This window comes from Thermaerobacter composti, from assembly GCF_033582035.1.
Lineage (GTDB): Bacteria > Bacillota > Sulfobacillia > Thermaerobacterales > Thermaerobacteraceae > Thermaerobacter > Thermaerobacter composti.
On the sequence record NZ_CP132508.1, the window covers coordinates 1,440,380 to 1,453,595 of the forward strand.

Below are 13,216 nucleotides of genomic sequence, written 5' to 3' on the forward strand. Positions count from 1 at the left end.
GGGGGCATCTCTTCCATCCCGGCGCCGCCGGTCCCTGCGTCCGCGCCGCGGGTTCCGGCCGTGGCGGCCGTGGCGCGCCCGGGCACCGGCGGTCCACGGAGACGGGTCCCCTCAGGACACCACGCCGTCGATGCAGCGGCGGCGGGCCTCGCCAGCCAGCGCCGGCCGGTCCCGCAGCACCGCGGCCACCGGACTTCCATCGCCGCCGGCCGCCTGGCCCACCCGGTCGGCCGCCCGCGGGCTGCGCCAGAGGGCCAGGAACTCCCGGTTGCCGTCGGCGCCGCGGATCGGCGAGGCCGTGAGGTCGAGGAGCACAAGGCCGAGTTCGTCCGCCGCCGCCGTCACCTCGGCGAGCACCCGGCGGTGCACCCTCGGGTCCCGGACCACCCCACCCTTGCCCACCTCGGCCGGCCCTGCCTCGAACTGGGGCTTGATCAGGGCGACGACGCCGCCCCCCGGCACGAGGAGGTCCCGCGCCGGGGGGAGGATCAGGCGCAGGGAGATGAAGGAGACGTCGACCGTGACGAGGTCGACCCGCTCGGGCAGATCGCCGGGGGTGAGATACCGGGCGTTGACCCGCTCCATCACCACGACCCGGGGATCTTGGCGGAGGCGCCAGGCCAGCTGGCCGTAGCCCACGTCGATGGCGTAGACCCGCCGCGCGCCGTGCTGCAGTAGGCAGTCGGTGAACCCGCCGGTGGAGGCGCCGATGTCGGCGCAGACGGCGCCGCGCACCGCAGGGGCCAGGTCGAAGGCGCGGATCGCGTGCTCCAGCTTGAGGCCGCCGCGGCTCACATACGGGATGGGATCGCCCACCACCTCCACCTGGGCGGAGGGGTCCACCCGGGTGCCGGCCTTGTCGACCACCTGGCCGTCCACCCGCACCCGGCCCGCCAGGATGGCCGCCCGCGCGCGGCTGCGGCTGTCGAACCAGCCTCGCTGGACCAGCAGCACGTCGAGGCGTTCTCGGGGCAGGATCCCTCACCCCCTCCCCGACGGACGAACGCGGCGCATCGCGCGACCGCGGGCGCCGGTGGCGGCCCGTGCCCGCCGCCGGTGGCGGCGCAATGCCGGGTACAGGCGCAGGTGCGTCCATCCCTCCACGGCCTCGAGGGCGCGGCCGAGAGCCAGCAGGATCCGCCGGTGTTCCCGCAGGGCGAAGCCCTTGCCCGCCGCCTTGGCCCCCACCATGAGACCGGCCACCAGCGCCAGGACCAGCGGCGTCACCACCAGGTGGGTGCCGCGTCCGTCCAGCCACTCCCCCAGCCGCACGGCCACGGCCGCGCCCGCGGCGCCGGCGAGGGTGCCGGCCACGTCGCCGACCACGTCGTTGGCGAAGGCGGCCACGCGGTCCGCGTTGCGCACCAGGCCCAGGGCGGCCCGGGCACCGGCCCGGCGCTTGGCCGCCATGGCGTGGAAGGGTGCCTCGTCCGCCGCTGCCGCGGCCACGCCGATGATGTCGAAGAACACGCCCACGGCGACGATGACCGCCACGATGAGGACGGCCAGCGGCAGGTTGAGGGCGCGCACGGCCGACTCGGAGAGGGGGGAGGTGACCAGGGCGACGGTGAAGGTCAACAAGCCAAGCCCCACGCCCCGCCGCCATGCCGGGGCGTACCGTGAGGCCTGCGCACGCGTCAAGCCCATCCCTCCAGCGCGCGGCGCGGGCCCGCGAGGTCCGCGCGGGGCCGCGGAAAAGCAAAAGCGCCGCGAGTGGCGGCCCGCTGAGTAAACGTTGCGGCTTGAGGTCTAGCAGGATTTCCCGCTGGCCGACCGGGCCGTCGCCGGCCCGGCGGTTTCCCCTCGCACGGCCAGCCTGCCGCGTCGCCGTCGGCAGGGCTAGATTGCCACTTAGCGCGCACTGTAATCCCCAGCGGACCTTCCCGAACGGGAAACAGCCTAGGGGTTTTCCCCGACGGTCCCCGCGCTTCCTAGCCCGTTTAGCAGGCAGGGTTTCAGGGCAAGCCGGCCGGCCGGGGGCCCTCCGGCGCGGCCGGCCGCGGTGCCACCTCCACCCTGCCCACGCAGGGCGGGCTACGCTGCACACGGTCATCCCGCATGCAGGTTCGTACCCCACGTCGTAGCAGCCCGGTCGCCCGTCTGCCACGACCATGGGCCTCCGCGGGGTCAGGGTCCACGCCTGCATGCCCTTGCAGATCGCCCCGACCCCTTAACTCCCAGCAGCGACCCCCGACGGGGCGTCGGCAGCCGCCACCAGGAACTTCATCGCTGTGCCCATATGGCGGATTTTTAGGCCCGCCTTCAGAAGCGCGGGTGCCGACTAGGATACTGCGCCACCCGCGGCCGAAAACCCAACTCGACCCCCGTGCGTGGGGTCGAAGGTCTCGGTGCCGATCCCGGATCGTCCCGGCCGACCCCCACCCACCGGTCGACGGCCCCGGCTCGCGTCGTGCACCCACGGGGGGCCCGCCCCAGGGCGGCGATCCAGGGGAGCCGGCCATGCTCCATTGTAGCGCAACCGGCGGCATGTGGCCGGTGCCACGCCCGCCGGCGCGGCCGAGGGGACCAGCATAGCCGCCGCGGCCCGCCGCCGCAAGTCCCTTCGCCACCGGCTCCGCCATCTCCTTCCAGGACCGGCGCATCGGTAGCGGGACGTCGGTGACGGCGTCGGTGGGGATCCGCGCCTCGGCCTCGGCGCGCCCTGCTCCGCCGGCCTGCGGGCGTCAGCGCCGCCGCTGCAGGAGGCTCCGGGCAAGCCAGGCCAGGACGGCCGCCCGCTGGCCAAGGGGCTGCAGGCTGGCCACGGCCCGCTCCGTGGCCTCGGCGGCCATCCGGCGCGCGGCCTCCAGCCCCACCAGCCCGGGGACCGTCACCTTGCCCCGGCGCGCGTCGCTGCCCACCGGCTTGCCCAGCTCCGCCTCGTCCCCGGTGACGTCCAGGATGTCGTCCACGATCTGGAAGGCCTCGCCGAAGGCGGTGGCGTAGGCCGTCAGGGCCTCCAGGGCGGCGGCGTCGGCTCCGCCCAGTCGGGCGCCGATGCGCACGCAGGCGCAGAACAGGGCCCCGGTCTTGCGGCGGTGGATCGACCGCAGCGTCGCCAGGTCCACCGGCGCGCCGCGGGTGGCGGCCAGGTCGTCCACCTGGCCGCCGATCAGCCCCTGGGTCCCCGCGGCCCGCGCCAGCTCCGCCGCCACCTGCACCGCCACCGCCGGGTCGACGCCCCACCGCGGCAGGTCCGCCAGCACCTCGAAGGCCAGGGTCAGCAAGGCGTCGCCGGCCAGGATCGCCATCGCCTCGCCGAAGACCACGTGGTTGGCCGGCTGACCGCGGCGCATGGCGTCGTCGTCCATGGCCGGCAGGTCGTCGTGGATCAGCGAATACGTGTGCACCAGCTCGACGGCGGCGGCGGCGCGCTCCACGGCCGGCGTCAGCGCCGCGGGTCCGCCGACGCAGCGCGCGGCGGCCATCACCAGGACCGGGCGCAACAGCTTGCCGCCCGCCAGGGCGCTGTAGCGCATGGCCTCATGGATCCGGGCGGGCGGGACCTCCGGCGGCGGCAGCACCGCCTCCAGGGCCTGGCGGGCCCGTGCCGCCAGGGCGTCCACCTCCGCCCGCCATGGCTCGGCGGCGGCCCCCGGGTCCGTCACCGGTTGTCGCCCCCTTCCGCCGCCGGGTCGAGTTCCGGGGCGGGCACCAGGCGGACCGCGCCCGTGGCGTCCTCCAGCAGCCACTGGACCTGCCGCTCCATGGCCTCCAGGCGGCGGTGACACCGGCGCACCAGCTCGATGCCGCGCTGGAAGAGGGCCAGGGCCCGATCCAGGTCGGCCTCCTCCGACTCCAGCTGGCGGACGACGGCCTCCAGCTCGGCGAGCATCGCCTCGAAGGACGGCTCCGGCGCCATGGCCGCACCCCGCCGCGGCGCCCCGTCGGGGGCCACCCCGGCGGCGTCGCCGCCCCCGACGGCGGGTCGCGAGACCCCTTCGTCCCGACCCCCATCACCGGATGGCGACGAACCGGCTCCGCCGTCTGGCGGGAATGAACCGGCTGCGCCGCCGTCCCCCGCGGCGCCCCCTGGGCGGGCACGCGGCCCGGCCGGTTCGTCCTCGCTCCGCGCTGCCGAACGCGGCGCGGCGGGGGCCGCTTCCTCTTCCAGCCCGCGAGGCTCTTCGGGAACCATCACCCGTCCTCCCCTGGGCGAAGACCGTCCAGGATCGCCGTCGCCCCGCCCTCCGGGTCGACGCGCCGCACCTCCGCCTCCAGCCGGCCCCGCGCCAGCAGCACCTCCACCCGGTGACCCGGCCGGAGGTCCGCGGCGTCGGTGAGCACCCGACCCGTCGCGTCGCGCGTGATGCTGTAGCCGCGTCGCAGCACAGCCAGCGGGCTCAGGGACTCGAGCCTGCCCGCCAGGGCCTCCAGCCGCCGCCGCTCGCCATGGAGCCGCCAGGCCATGGCGCGGCGCAGCGCGCCTTCGATCTGCCGCAGCCGTCTGCGCCGGTCCTCCAGCTGCTGCGCCGGGTGGCGCAACCCGGGCCGCCGGGCCAGTTCGTCCAGCCGCCGCCGCGCCCGCTCCAGCCGCCGCCGCATCGCGGTCTCCAGGCGGTGGGCGAGCTCGGCCAGCCGCGCCTGCACGGGTCCCAGCTCCGGCACCACCATGGCGGCCGCCGCCGACGGCGTCGGGGCGCGCGCGTCGGCCGCCAGGTCGCAGAGGGTGACGTCGATCTCGTGACCCACCGCCGAGACCACGGGGATGCGGCTGGACGCCACCGCCCGGACCACGATCTCATCATTGAACGTCCAGAGGTCCTCCCGGGCGCCGCCACCGCGGCCGACGATCAGCACGTCGGCCCCGCCCCAGCGGTTGAATCGGGCGATGGCGGCCGCGATGGCCTGGGCGGCACCCTCGCCCTGGACGGGCACGGGCGCCACCACCACGCGCAGCCGCGGGTTGCGGCGCAGGGCGACCTGGAGGATGTCCCGCAGCGCCGCGCCGTCGGCCGAGGTGACCACGCCGAGGCAGCGGGGGAAGGGCGGCAGCGGGCGCTTGCGCTCCGGGTCGAACAGCCCCTCCCGGGCCAGCCGCCGCCGGCGCTGCTCGAGGGCCAGGAAGAGGGCGCCGAGGCCAGCCGGCTCCAGGGCCTCGACGTAGAGCTGATACGTGCCGGCCGGTCCGTAGACGCCGACGCGGCCGGCGGCCACCACCTCCAGCCCGTCCTCGGGCGTGAAGGCCAAACGGGCCGCGGCCCCGCGGAACATCACGCAGCGCAAGGTCGCGGCCTCGTCCTGGAGCGTGAAGTAGAGGTGCCCCGAGGAGTGGCGCCGGCAGCTGTTGATCTCGCCCCGCACCCAGACCCGCCGCAGGCGGAGGTCGCCCTCCAGGCGCTGGCGGATGCGGGCGGTCAGCTCCGACACGGTGAGGACCGCGCCGGTCGGGGCCCCTTCCCACGCCGATCCCAGGTACGGGGGGACGCCCTGCGGTCGCCGCTCCCCGCGGGGCGCTGGACCCGGTGCCCTCACGCCGTCGCCTCCCGCAGCGGCGGGCACGCCGCCAGGCTGTCCGGCGGCCGGCCCTCGGCGCGCGCCCACGCCGCCTCGACGGTATTGACCAGCAGCATCGCCACCGTCATGGGTCCCACCCCGCCCGGTACCGGGGTCACGCCGGCGGCCACCGGCAGGACCTCCGCGCGGCGCACGTCGCCGGTCAGGCGGCCGCCCTGCCGGTTGATGCCCACGTCCACCACCGCGGCGCCGGGGGCGACGTGGTCCGCGCCGATCAGGCCCGGGCGTCCCGCGGCCACCACGAGGATGTCCGCCTGCCGCGCGATGCGCCCGAGCTCGGGCGTCCGCGAATGGCAGACGGTCACCGTGGCGTCCTGGAGCAGTAGCAACCCGGCCATCGGCCGACCGACGATGGGGCTCCGCCCGACCACCACCGCATGGCGGCCGGCCGGCGTGACGCCGTAGGCGCGCAACAGCGCCAAGACGCCCAGGGGCGTACAGGGGACGAGCCGCGGCCGCCCCCGCCAGAGGGCTCCCGCGTTGACGGGGTGGAAGCCATCCACGTCCCGGGCCGGGTCGATCTCGGCCACCACCGCCTCGTAGTCGATCCCCGCCGGCACCGGCCACTGGATCAGGATGCCGTCCACGTCGGGCCGCGCATTCAGGCGGCGGACCAGGGCGACCACCTGCGCCTGGGTCGCGGTGGCGGGCAGGTGGTGCACCTCCGAGTAGAGCCCGGCCTCCCGGCAGGCCCGGGCCTTGTTGCGCACGTAGACGAAGGAGGCGGGGTCGTCCCCGACCAGCACCGCCGCCAGGCCGGGCGGGCGCCCCATCCGTCGGCGGAAGCGGGCGGCGCGGGCCGCGACCTCGACACGGATCCGGGCCGCCAGCGACCTGCCCTCCCACAGCTTGTCCTCGCCCAGCGGCGCCTCCCTCCCCTTCGCCCCGCCGGTGCCGACGGGCCTAGGGGTAGCCCGACTCCGCGCGCCCGTGGTCGGCTCATGCCCGTCGGCGCGGCCCTGCGACGGGTCGCCTCCATGCGGCTCCCCCAGCCCTGCCGCGGCCGGTCGCCCCCGGTGCCGCTCCCGCCGCCCTTCAGGGTTCGGTGGAGCCGCCCTCCGCCCCGGGCGCGGGGACCGGCGGCCCGGCCGGCTGCGCCTCCGCGGGATCCCCTGCCCCGGCATCGCCCTCGGCCAGCCCGCGGTCCCGCGCCAACTGGCCGAGGATGCCGTTGACGAAGCGGGCGGCGTCCTCGCTGCTGTACCGCTTCGCCAGCTCGACGGCCTCGTTGATCGCCACGGGGGGCGGGACGTCGGGTCGGCCGGCGTACAACAGTTCGTAGATGCCCAATCGCAGGATGTTGCGGTCCACCCGGGCCAGGCGGTCCAGGTCCCAGTCGCGGGCGTAGCGGGCGATCAGCCCGTCGATGTCCAGCCGGTGACGGGTCACGCCCCGCGCCAGTTCCGCGGCGAAGGCCAAGACCTCCTCGCCCGGATCGTACTCCGTCGCCGCCCACTCCAGCCCCGTCTCCAGCGGGTTGCCCGCCGCCTCCCACTGGAACAGCGCCTGCAAGGCGATCTCGCGCGCCCGCCGTCGCGGTCCTCCCGACCGTCCGCCGCTGCGCCGGTCCAACGCCTGCAATCACCTCCGGCCAGGGACCGTCCCTACCCGCCGCCCCTTGGACGGCTCCCGCGGTCCCCGGCACCCGACCGTCCCGCTCCGATCCCCCGGCCAACCCCCTGGCGCCGGCTCTGCGGCCGGCCGTCCACGGCCGTCCACGTCCCCTGTCGCCGGACCGCGCCGCGCCGACCGCGACCGGGCACCGCAGCCCTGCGCGCCCGCCCCTACGCCCGGCGGCTCCAGCGACCGGCCCAACGGTCCCAGAGCTCGGCCCAGTCCCCGTCGCCCTCGTCGACACGGGCGCCCAGCCGGTAACCGACCCACGCCAGGGCGAGGCCCAGCAAGGTCCACCCGAGGCCCAACCACTTGACCAGGAGGGCCAGGAGGAATCCGGCCCCTGCGCCGACGACCTTCCCGGCATGACGCCGCCAGAACCCGCGGCCCTCCTCCACGGCCCCACCGCCTCCCGGTCACTCCGCCCGGCGGGGACGCTCGCCGGCGAAGCGTTCCACCACCACCCGGACCTCCTTCACCCGGGCGCCGACCACGGCCTCCACCGTCTCCCGGAGCCGCGCCTGCAGCTGGGGGGCCACCTCGGGGATGGGGTGGTCCGGCAACACCTCGGCCCGCACCCACAGCCGCACGCCGTCCCGGTCCGCCCGCACCCGGGGTCGCACGTCCCGGACGCCCCCGACCTGCAGCCCGCTGCGCCGGGCCAGCTCCTCCACCGCGGCCAGGGCGGTGCGCACCTCGCCGAGCTCGGTGGCCGCCGAGAGGGCGTCGCGGGGCCGCGGGCGCAGGGCGTGGTAGACGACGTGCGCTCCGCTCAGGACGAACGCGAGCCCAACGCCGGCGACGTACCACCGGGCGGGGGGCGCGACGGCCGTCGCCCACGGGAGCCAGGGGAGCCAACCCGCTGCGGGCAGGAGGAGTCCCCCCACCACCGCGGCGACCGCGGCGAGGCCTACCATGGCCAGGACCGCCGAGTTCAAGACCGCCAACACCGCAAGCCAAGGGGCCATGGCGTGCCCCCTTCCGCCTTCCAGGCGGGACGCTCCCGGGCGTCACCGGCACCGCCCCGGCTGCCCCGGGCGCCGCTTCGCGGCGCCCGTCGACGACCCCCGGCCGGGAGGGGCGTCCGCGGCCGGGCGCCGGCGCCACCGGGCCGGCCCGGCGCGAATCCGGGGCCGGTCGCTACTTGGCCCGGGCCTCCGCCTCCCGCTGCGCCTCCGGGAACGCCACCCCCTGGATGTGGATGTTCACGCTGCGCACCCGCAGGCCGGTCATGGTCTCGACGGCACGCTTGACGTTGTCCTGCACCCGCTCGGCCACCTGGGGGATGCGGACGCCGTAGCGGACGATCATGAACAGGTCGATGGTGCACTCCCGTTCGCCGACCTCGACCTTGACGCCCTTGCCGAGGTTCTTCCACCCCAGCATCTCCGAGAGGCCGCCCACCAGGCCTCCACTGGCCATGCCGGCGACGCCGTCGATCTCCATGGCGGCGATCCCGGCGATGACGCTGACCACCTCGCTGGCGATGCGGATGTGACCGCCCTCGTCCTCCCCCGGGAGGGGGAGGAACTCGGCCTGCTCGTCCATGACGCCACCTCCCGCACCGGGCGGGCCGGCCCCGGGGGACCGCCGCGACGGTGACATTATACAGTGGCCGCGGCAACCGCGGCCAGCCGCCGCGGTTGCCGCGGCGCCCCTCAGCCGTTGCGCGTGACGATGCGGATCCCCTCGTAGCCGATGCCGGTCACCTGGCGGACGATGTCGGCGATCCGTGCCGCGTCGGCCTGGGCGAAGCGGTCGGCCTTGACCACCACGATCGCCGCCTGGTCGTAGACGAACACCACGGCGTCCTCGTAGCCCTTGCTGCGGATCAGCTGCTCGATCTGCTGCTCGACCCCCTGCCGCTGGGTCAGCTGGACCAGCGCCTGCTGCGCCTGCTCGCGGGCGCTGGCGCTGGCGTCGGGGTCGTTGGCGATGGCCTGGAGCTGCTCGATCTGGCGGTCGTAGATCGCCGTCCGCTGCACCCGCAGTTCGGCGAAGCTGCCGCCCTCCAGATCGGGGGTGGCCTCGCCGGGGAGCTGGGCGGTGCCCTCGCCCGTGGCCGCGCCCTCGGACGACGGGCTGGATCCCGCCTCGCTGCCCTCGAGGCCCACCGCGGCGCCGCCCTGCTGACCGAGGTCGACGCCGCCCGCGCTTCCCTCGTAGAGGGCGCTCTGGTGGTTGAAGTCGTCCCACTTGGCGGCGATGTACGCGAAGACCACCGCCACCACCAACAGGAAGACCAGGAAGCGTGCCGGCGAACCGGCCTGGACTTTGCTCATGCTGGGACCTCCCCGTGGTCGGCGGTCGGTGCCTACGGGCACCGCCGCCGGTTGTCGCACCCGCGGCTCACGGTCGCGACCCGTCCGCGGGCGTTCCGGCCAGCACCATGACGCGGTGCAGCGGCAGGTGCAGATACGTGGCCACCGCCTGGGTCAGGGCGGCCCGTACGCCGGGGTCGGCAGCGCCCTGGGCCACCACCAGGACCCCGGCGATCTCCACCGCGTCGACTTGGCTGATCAGGCCCTCCTCGTCCCCCCCTCCCAGGAGCAGCTGGCGCTCATCCCGCTGCTCGGTGATGGTCCGGCGGCCGCCCCCGGCGTCCTGTTCCTCGGTACGCCGCTCGGTGGAGACCCGATTGGACGCGTACTGGTACCGCGGCCCGCGGGCCAGGTGGACCTCGACCTGCACCCGGCCCGCACCGCGGACCTGGGAGAGGATGGCCTCCAGCCGGGCGGCCAGCTGGGCGGCCATCGGCTCCAGGGGATCCACGGCCGCCGCCGTGGCGGGAGCGGCCGGGCTGCGGGAGGACGTCCCCGCCGACCCCGGGGGCCGGGCGTGGGAGCCCAGCTGCCCCGCCACCAGGAGCCCGACCCCCAGGACCAGCGCGGCCACGAGGAGCAGCTGCTGGCGTCGCCGGGGATCGCGCCAGTCCAGGGTCAGGGCCAGGCCGGCCCGCCCGCCCTCACGGTGTGGCACCGGCATCACCTCCCTCCACGGCTTCGACCCAGACCACCCGCACCGCCGCCGGGGCGAGGTCGAGGCGGGCGGCCAGGGCCTGGCGGACCCGGGCCGCCAGCGACCGGCGCGCGGCCTCGCCCAAGGGGACGACCCGGCCTCCCGCCGCAGAGCCCAGGCCCGTCCCCGCTCCCTCCGCCCCCGCGGCGGCGTCTCGACCGGGCCCGATGGGCCCCACCCGGACCGGTTCGACCGGGCGGATGGCACCCGGCAGGGCCCCCTCCCCGTCCTCCGGGTCGGCGCCGTCGCGGGGGGATCCGGCCGCCGCGCCCCCGGGGCCCGGGGCCGCCGCCGACGGCCCGCTCCCCCCTTCCGGCCGCGGCAACCCACCCTGGGGCGCCGCCGGGACCTGCGGGTCCTGGTCCACCGCGGACCACGCGGGCAGGTGGAGGGTCAGCCCGAGGACCGCTCCCCACCGGGGCGATGCCGGGTCCGTCACCAGGTCGAGGTCGATGGCCAGCGGCTCCAGGCCCGTGGCGGTGCGCACCGCCTCGCGGATCAGCGTCACCAGCCGCTGGCGGTGGAGGTCGAGGGCCAGGCTGCGGGTGCGGTCCTGGGCCGCCGCGAGGTGGTCCGCGTCCACCCGCGGGGGTGTCCCCGGGACGCCGTCGGCGAGGGGGGCGGCGCCCGCGCCGGCCTGCTCCAGGATCCGCTCCCACGCGGGGACCAGGGTCGCCGGCTCCCCGCCCAGCCACGCCAGGACGGGCCGGATGATGGCCAGCAGGACCAGCAGCCCCAGCACCACCTGGACGTAGCGCCGCATCGTGCCCGCCGGCAGGGCCAGTTCCACCACGCCGGTGAGGATCAGGACCAGGATCACCTGGCGGATCCACTCGCTCAGGGCGCCCATGCCCGTCCTCCTAGCGCATCATCACGGCCGCGTTGCCGGCCGCCAGCATCACCGCCAGCACGACGAAGAACATCAGCCCGACCACCGCCGTCGCCGCGCCCACCAGGACCAGGTGATCGCCCATGGACTGCAGGGCGGCGGTGACGTGGCCGGGTCCCACCGGCTGGATGGCCGCGGCCACCAACCGGTAGACGAAGACCAGGGCCACCAGCTTCAGCAGCGGCAGGGCGACCAGGGCGAAGACGGCCAACATCCCCAGCAGGTTGACGGCGTTCTTGAGGAGCATCGACGAGGTGACCACCAGCTCCACCGAGTCGGCCAGCATCCCGCCCACGACGGGGACGAAGGCGCCCACCAGGTACTTGGCCGTGCGCAGGGCGATGCCGTCGGCCACGGTTCCCGCGGCCCCCTGGATCGCCACCACGGCGAGGAAGACGGTGCCCGCCAGCCCGAGGACGAGCAGGGCCGCCTGGCGCAGCAGGCGGGAGAGACCCGACAGGCTGGACCCGACGGGGAAGTGGCCGGCGATGTCCACCACGGCCGCCAGGAAGATCAGGGGCAGCACCCCCTGGCCGATGACCACGCTGGTGGACTGGGCGGTGGCCACCACCAGCGGATGCAGGATCCCCGCCGTCGCCAGGGCCCCCGTGCTGGCCATCAACGTCAGCAGCACGGGCAGGCTCGCCAGCAGGAAGTCCACCAGCCCCTGGATGGCCTTCTGGCTGATGGCCAGGGCGTCCCGGAAGCTCACCAGCGCCAGGGCGATCAGGGCCAGGTAGGTCACGGCATAGGCCGTCCGCGCCACCGCCTCGTTGTCGAAGGCGTTCTCGATGGCCTGGAGCACCGCCAGCAGCACCGCCAACACCAGCAGGCGCAACAAGAGGCCGCTGTTGGTCGCCACCTCGCCGGCCAGGACCCGCACCAGGGCGCCCAGCAGGTCGCCGGCATCCCAGGGCAGGCGGCCCTGGCGCAGGGCCTCGAGGGTGTGCTCCCAATCCAGCCCCGGCACCGCGTCCCCGACCTGCTGGCGGACGCGCTCGAGGGCCTCGAGGAAGCCGGCGGCGCCCTCCGTCGCCTCCCACTGGCGGCGGGCCAGTTCGTCCAGGTCGGCGGCCCCCGGCACCCCCTCCGCGGACGGCCCCCCAGGATCCCCGGACGCGGGCGCCCCGCCGCCGGTTCCCGGGCCGCCGCCAGGCGCGGGGGCGGGCGACGCCGTCGGCGCGAGCCGGTGGGCGGGATCGGATCCGGCCGCCGGCGCGGGCATGCCGGCCCCGGGGAAGGGGCCGGCTGGCGGGGGCGCGGCTCCTCCCGCCAGCGGCCCGTCGGCGCGGGGCAGCGAGGGGATGGCCGCCGCCTGGGTGAGCGCGCGGGCGGCGGCAGAGGCGGCGCCGGCGAGGAGCACGGACAGCACGGCGAGCAGCACCAGGAGCCCCCGGCCGGCGGCCCGGAGCCGGCCGCGGCCCGCGCGTCCCCCCCGTCCCGCGCCTCCCTGCCGGCATCGGGACGGGCCCCCCTCCCGGCACCCCGCGCCAACCCGCAGCCGGCCCACCCGCACTCCACCTCCCCCTGGATCACGCCGCCGGCAGCAGCCCGATCAACAGCTCCAGCACCGCCATGAGGATGGGCACCGCCAGCAGCAGGATGACCACCTTGCCCGCCAGCTCCACCTTGGCCGCCAGGGCGGACTCGCCCGCGTCGCGGCACAGCTGCGCCCCGAACTCGGCCAGGTACGCGACGCCGACGATCTTCAGCAGGGTGGCGGTGTAGCGGGCGTCCAGGTCGGCCCGGTCCGCCACCTCCTGCAGGACGCGGATGATGGCGGCGATGTCGTCCACCAGCAGGAGGAACACGGCCACGGCGGTGACGATGCTCAGCAGCAGCGCCCATTCGGGCCGCGCCTGCCGCAGGAGCACGAGCAGCACGCTGGCCACCAGGGCGATGCCGACCACCTGGGCGATCGTCATGGCTCTCAGCCCAGATCGAAGAGGCTCTGGATGGTCTCGAAGAGCTCGACGATGACCTGGACCGTCATCCACAGCACCACCGCCAGGCCGGCCAGGAGCACGGTGAAGGCGTACTCCTCGCGTCCGGCGGTCTTGAGCAGGGTGTAGACCACCGTGACGATGATGCCGATGCCGGCCAGGCGCAGGATCAGGTTGGGGTCGATCACCGCCAGGCCTCCTCCCTGCCGCGCCCCGCTCGGCGGGGCCCGATGAC

At 76.1% G+C, this 13,216-nt stretch carries 16 protein-coding genes; all 16 read right to left on the reverse strand.

Features of this window, described 5'->3' with window-relative positions; genetic code table 11:
* Positions 1–111: 111 nt before the first annotated feature.
* The gene (locus Q5761_RS05740; RefSeq protein WP_243123293.1) at positions 112–954 is read right to left on the reverse strand and encodes a TlyA family RNA methyltransferase; all 843 of its coding nucleotides are present in this window, start codon (positions 952–954) and stop codon (positions 112–114) included.
* Between the two features lie 27 nt (positions 955–981).
* The gene (locus Q5761_RS05745) at positions 982–1,641 is read right to left on the reverse strand and encodes a hypothetical protein (protein ID WP_135225465.1); all 660 of its coding nucleotides are present in this window, start codon (positions 1,639–1,641) and stop codon (positions 982–984) included.
* Positions 1,642–2,684: 1,043 nt separating this feature from the next.
* A complete protein-coding gene (locus Q5761_RS05750) occupies positions 2,685–3,608 on the reverse strand; it encodes a polyprenyl synthetase family protein (RefSeq protein WP_135225466.1) in 924 nt (307 codons plus the stop codon).
* A complete protein-coding gene (gene xseB / locus Q5761_RS05755) occupies positions 3,605–4,138 on the reverse strand; it encodes an exodeoxyribonuclease VII small subunit (RefSeq protein WP_318751519.1) in 534 nt (177 codons plus the stop codon). The genes Q5761_RS05750 and xseB overlap by 4 nt, the downstream gene beginning before the upstream one ends.
* Complete coding sequence (gene xseA / locus Q5761_RS05760; RefSeq protein WP_318751520.1) at positions 4,138–5,475, reverse strand: exodeoxyribonuclease VII large subunit; 1,338 nt, start codon at positions 5,473–5,475, stop codon at positions 4,138–4,140. The genes xseB and xseA overlap by 1 nt, the downstream gene beginning before the upstream one ends.
* On the reverse strand, positions 5,472–6,380 hold the full coding sequence (gene folD, locus Q5761_RS05765) for a bifunctional methylenetetrahydrofolate dehydrogenase/methenyltetrahydrofolate cyclohydrolase FolD (protein ID WP_135226077.1): 909 nt from the start codon (positions 6,378–6,380) through the stop codon (positions 5,472–5,474). The genes xseA and folD overlap by 4 nt, the downstream gene beginning before the upstream one ends.
* 172 nt (positions 6,381–6,552) lie before the next feature.
* Positions 6,553–7,089 (reverse strand): transcription antitermination factor NusB, encoded by a 537-nt coding sequence (nusB, locus tag Q5761_RS05770; protein WP_318751521.1) that lies wholly within the window; start codon positions 7,087–7,089, stop codon positions 6,553–6,555.
* A 212-nt stretch (positions 7,090–7,301) separates the two neighbouring features.
* Positions 7,302–7,529, reverse strand: coding sequence for a DUF2273 domain-containing protein (locus Q5761_RS05775; protein ID WP_318751522.1), 228 nt, complete (start codon positions 7,527–7,529; stop codon positions 7,302–7,304).
* 18 nt (positions 7,530–7,547) lie between these two features.
* Positions 7,548–8,099: an alkaline shock response membrane anchor protein AmaP gene (gene amaP, locus Q5761_RS05780; RefSeq protein ID WP_318751523.1), complete on the reverse strand. Its 552-nt coding sequence runs from the start codon at positions 8,097–8,099 to the stop codon at positions 7,548–7,550.
* A gap of 172 nt (positions 8,100–8,271) precedes the next feature.
* On the reverse strand, positions 8,272–8,679 hold the full coding sequence (locus Q5761_RS05785; RefSeq protein WP_135225471.1) for an Asp23/Gls24 family envelope stress response protein: 408 nt from the start codon (positions 8,677–8,679) through the stop codon (positions 8,272–8,274).
* Between the two features lie 110 nt (positions 8,680–8,789).
* The gene (locus Q5761_RS05790; protein ID WP_135225472.1) at positions 8,790–9,413 is read right to left on the reverse strand and encodes a SpoIIIAH-like family protein; all 624 of its coding nucleotides are present in this window, start codon (positions 9,411–9,413) and stop codon (positions 8,790–8,792) included.
* Positions 9,414–9,480: 67 nt separating this feature from the next.
* Positions 9,481–10,116: a stage III sporulation protein AG gene (locus Q5761_RS05795; protein WP_318751524.1), complete on the reverse strand. Its 636-nt coding sequence runs from the start codon at positions 10,114–10,116 to the stop codon at positions 9,481–9,483.
* Complete coding sequence (locus tag Q5761_RS05800; protein WP_318751525.1) at positions 10,097–10,999, reverse strand: stage III sporulation protein AF; 903 nt, start codon at positions 10,997–10,999, stop codon at positions 10,097–10,099. The genes Q5761_RS05795 and Q5761_RS05800 overlap by 20 nt, the downstream gene beginning before the upstream one ends.
* Positions 11,000–11,009: 10 nt before the next feature.
* Complete coding sequence (gene spoIIIAE, locus Q5761_RS05805; protein ID WP_318751526.1) at positions 11,010–12,422, reverse strand: stage III sporulation protein AE; 1,413 nt, start codon at positions 12,420–12,422, stop codon at positions 11,010–11,012.
* Between the two features lie 148 nt (positions 12,423–12,570).
* Entirely contained in the window at positions 12,571–12,963 is a 393-nt protein-coding gene (gene spoIIIAD / locus Q5761_RS05810; protein WP_135225474.1) for a stage III sporulation protein AD, read from the reverse strand.
* Positions 12,964–12,968: 5 nt separating this feature from the next.
* Entirely contained in the window at positions 12,969–13,169 is a 201-nt protein-coding gene (gene spoIIIAC / locus Q5761_RS05815; protein ID WP_135225475.1) for a stage III sporulation protein AC, read from the reverse strand.
* Between the last annotated feature and the right edge of the window lie 47 nt (positions 13,170–13,216).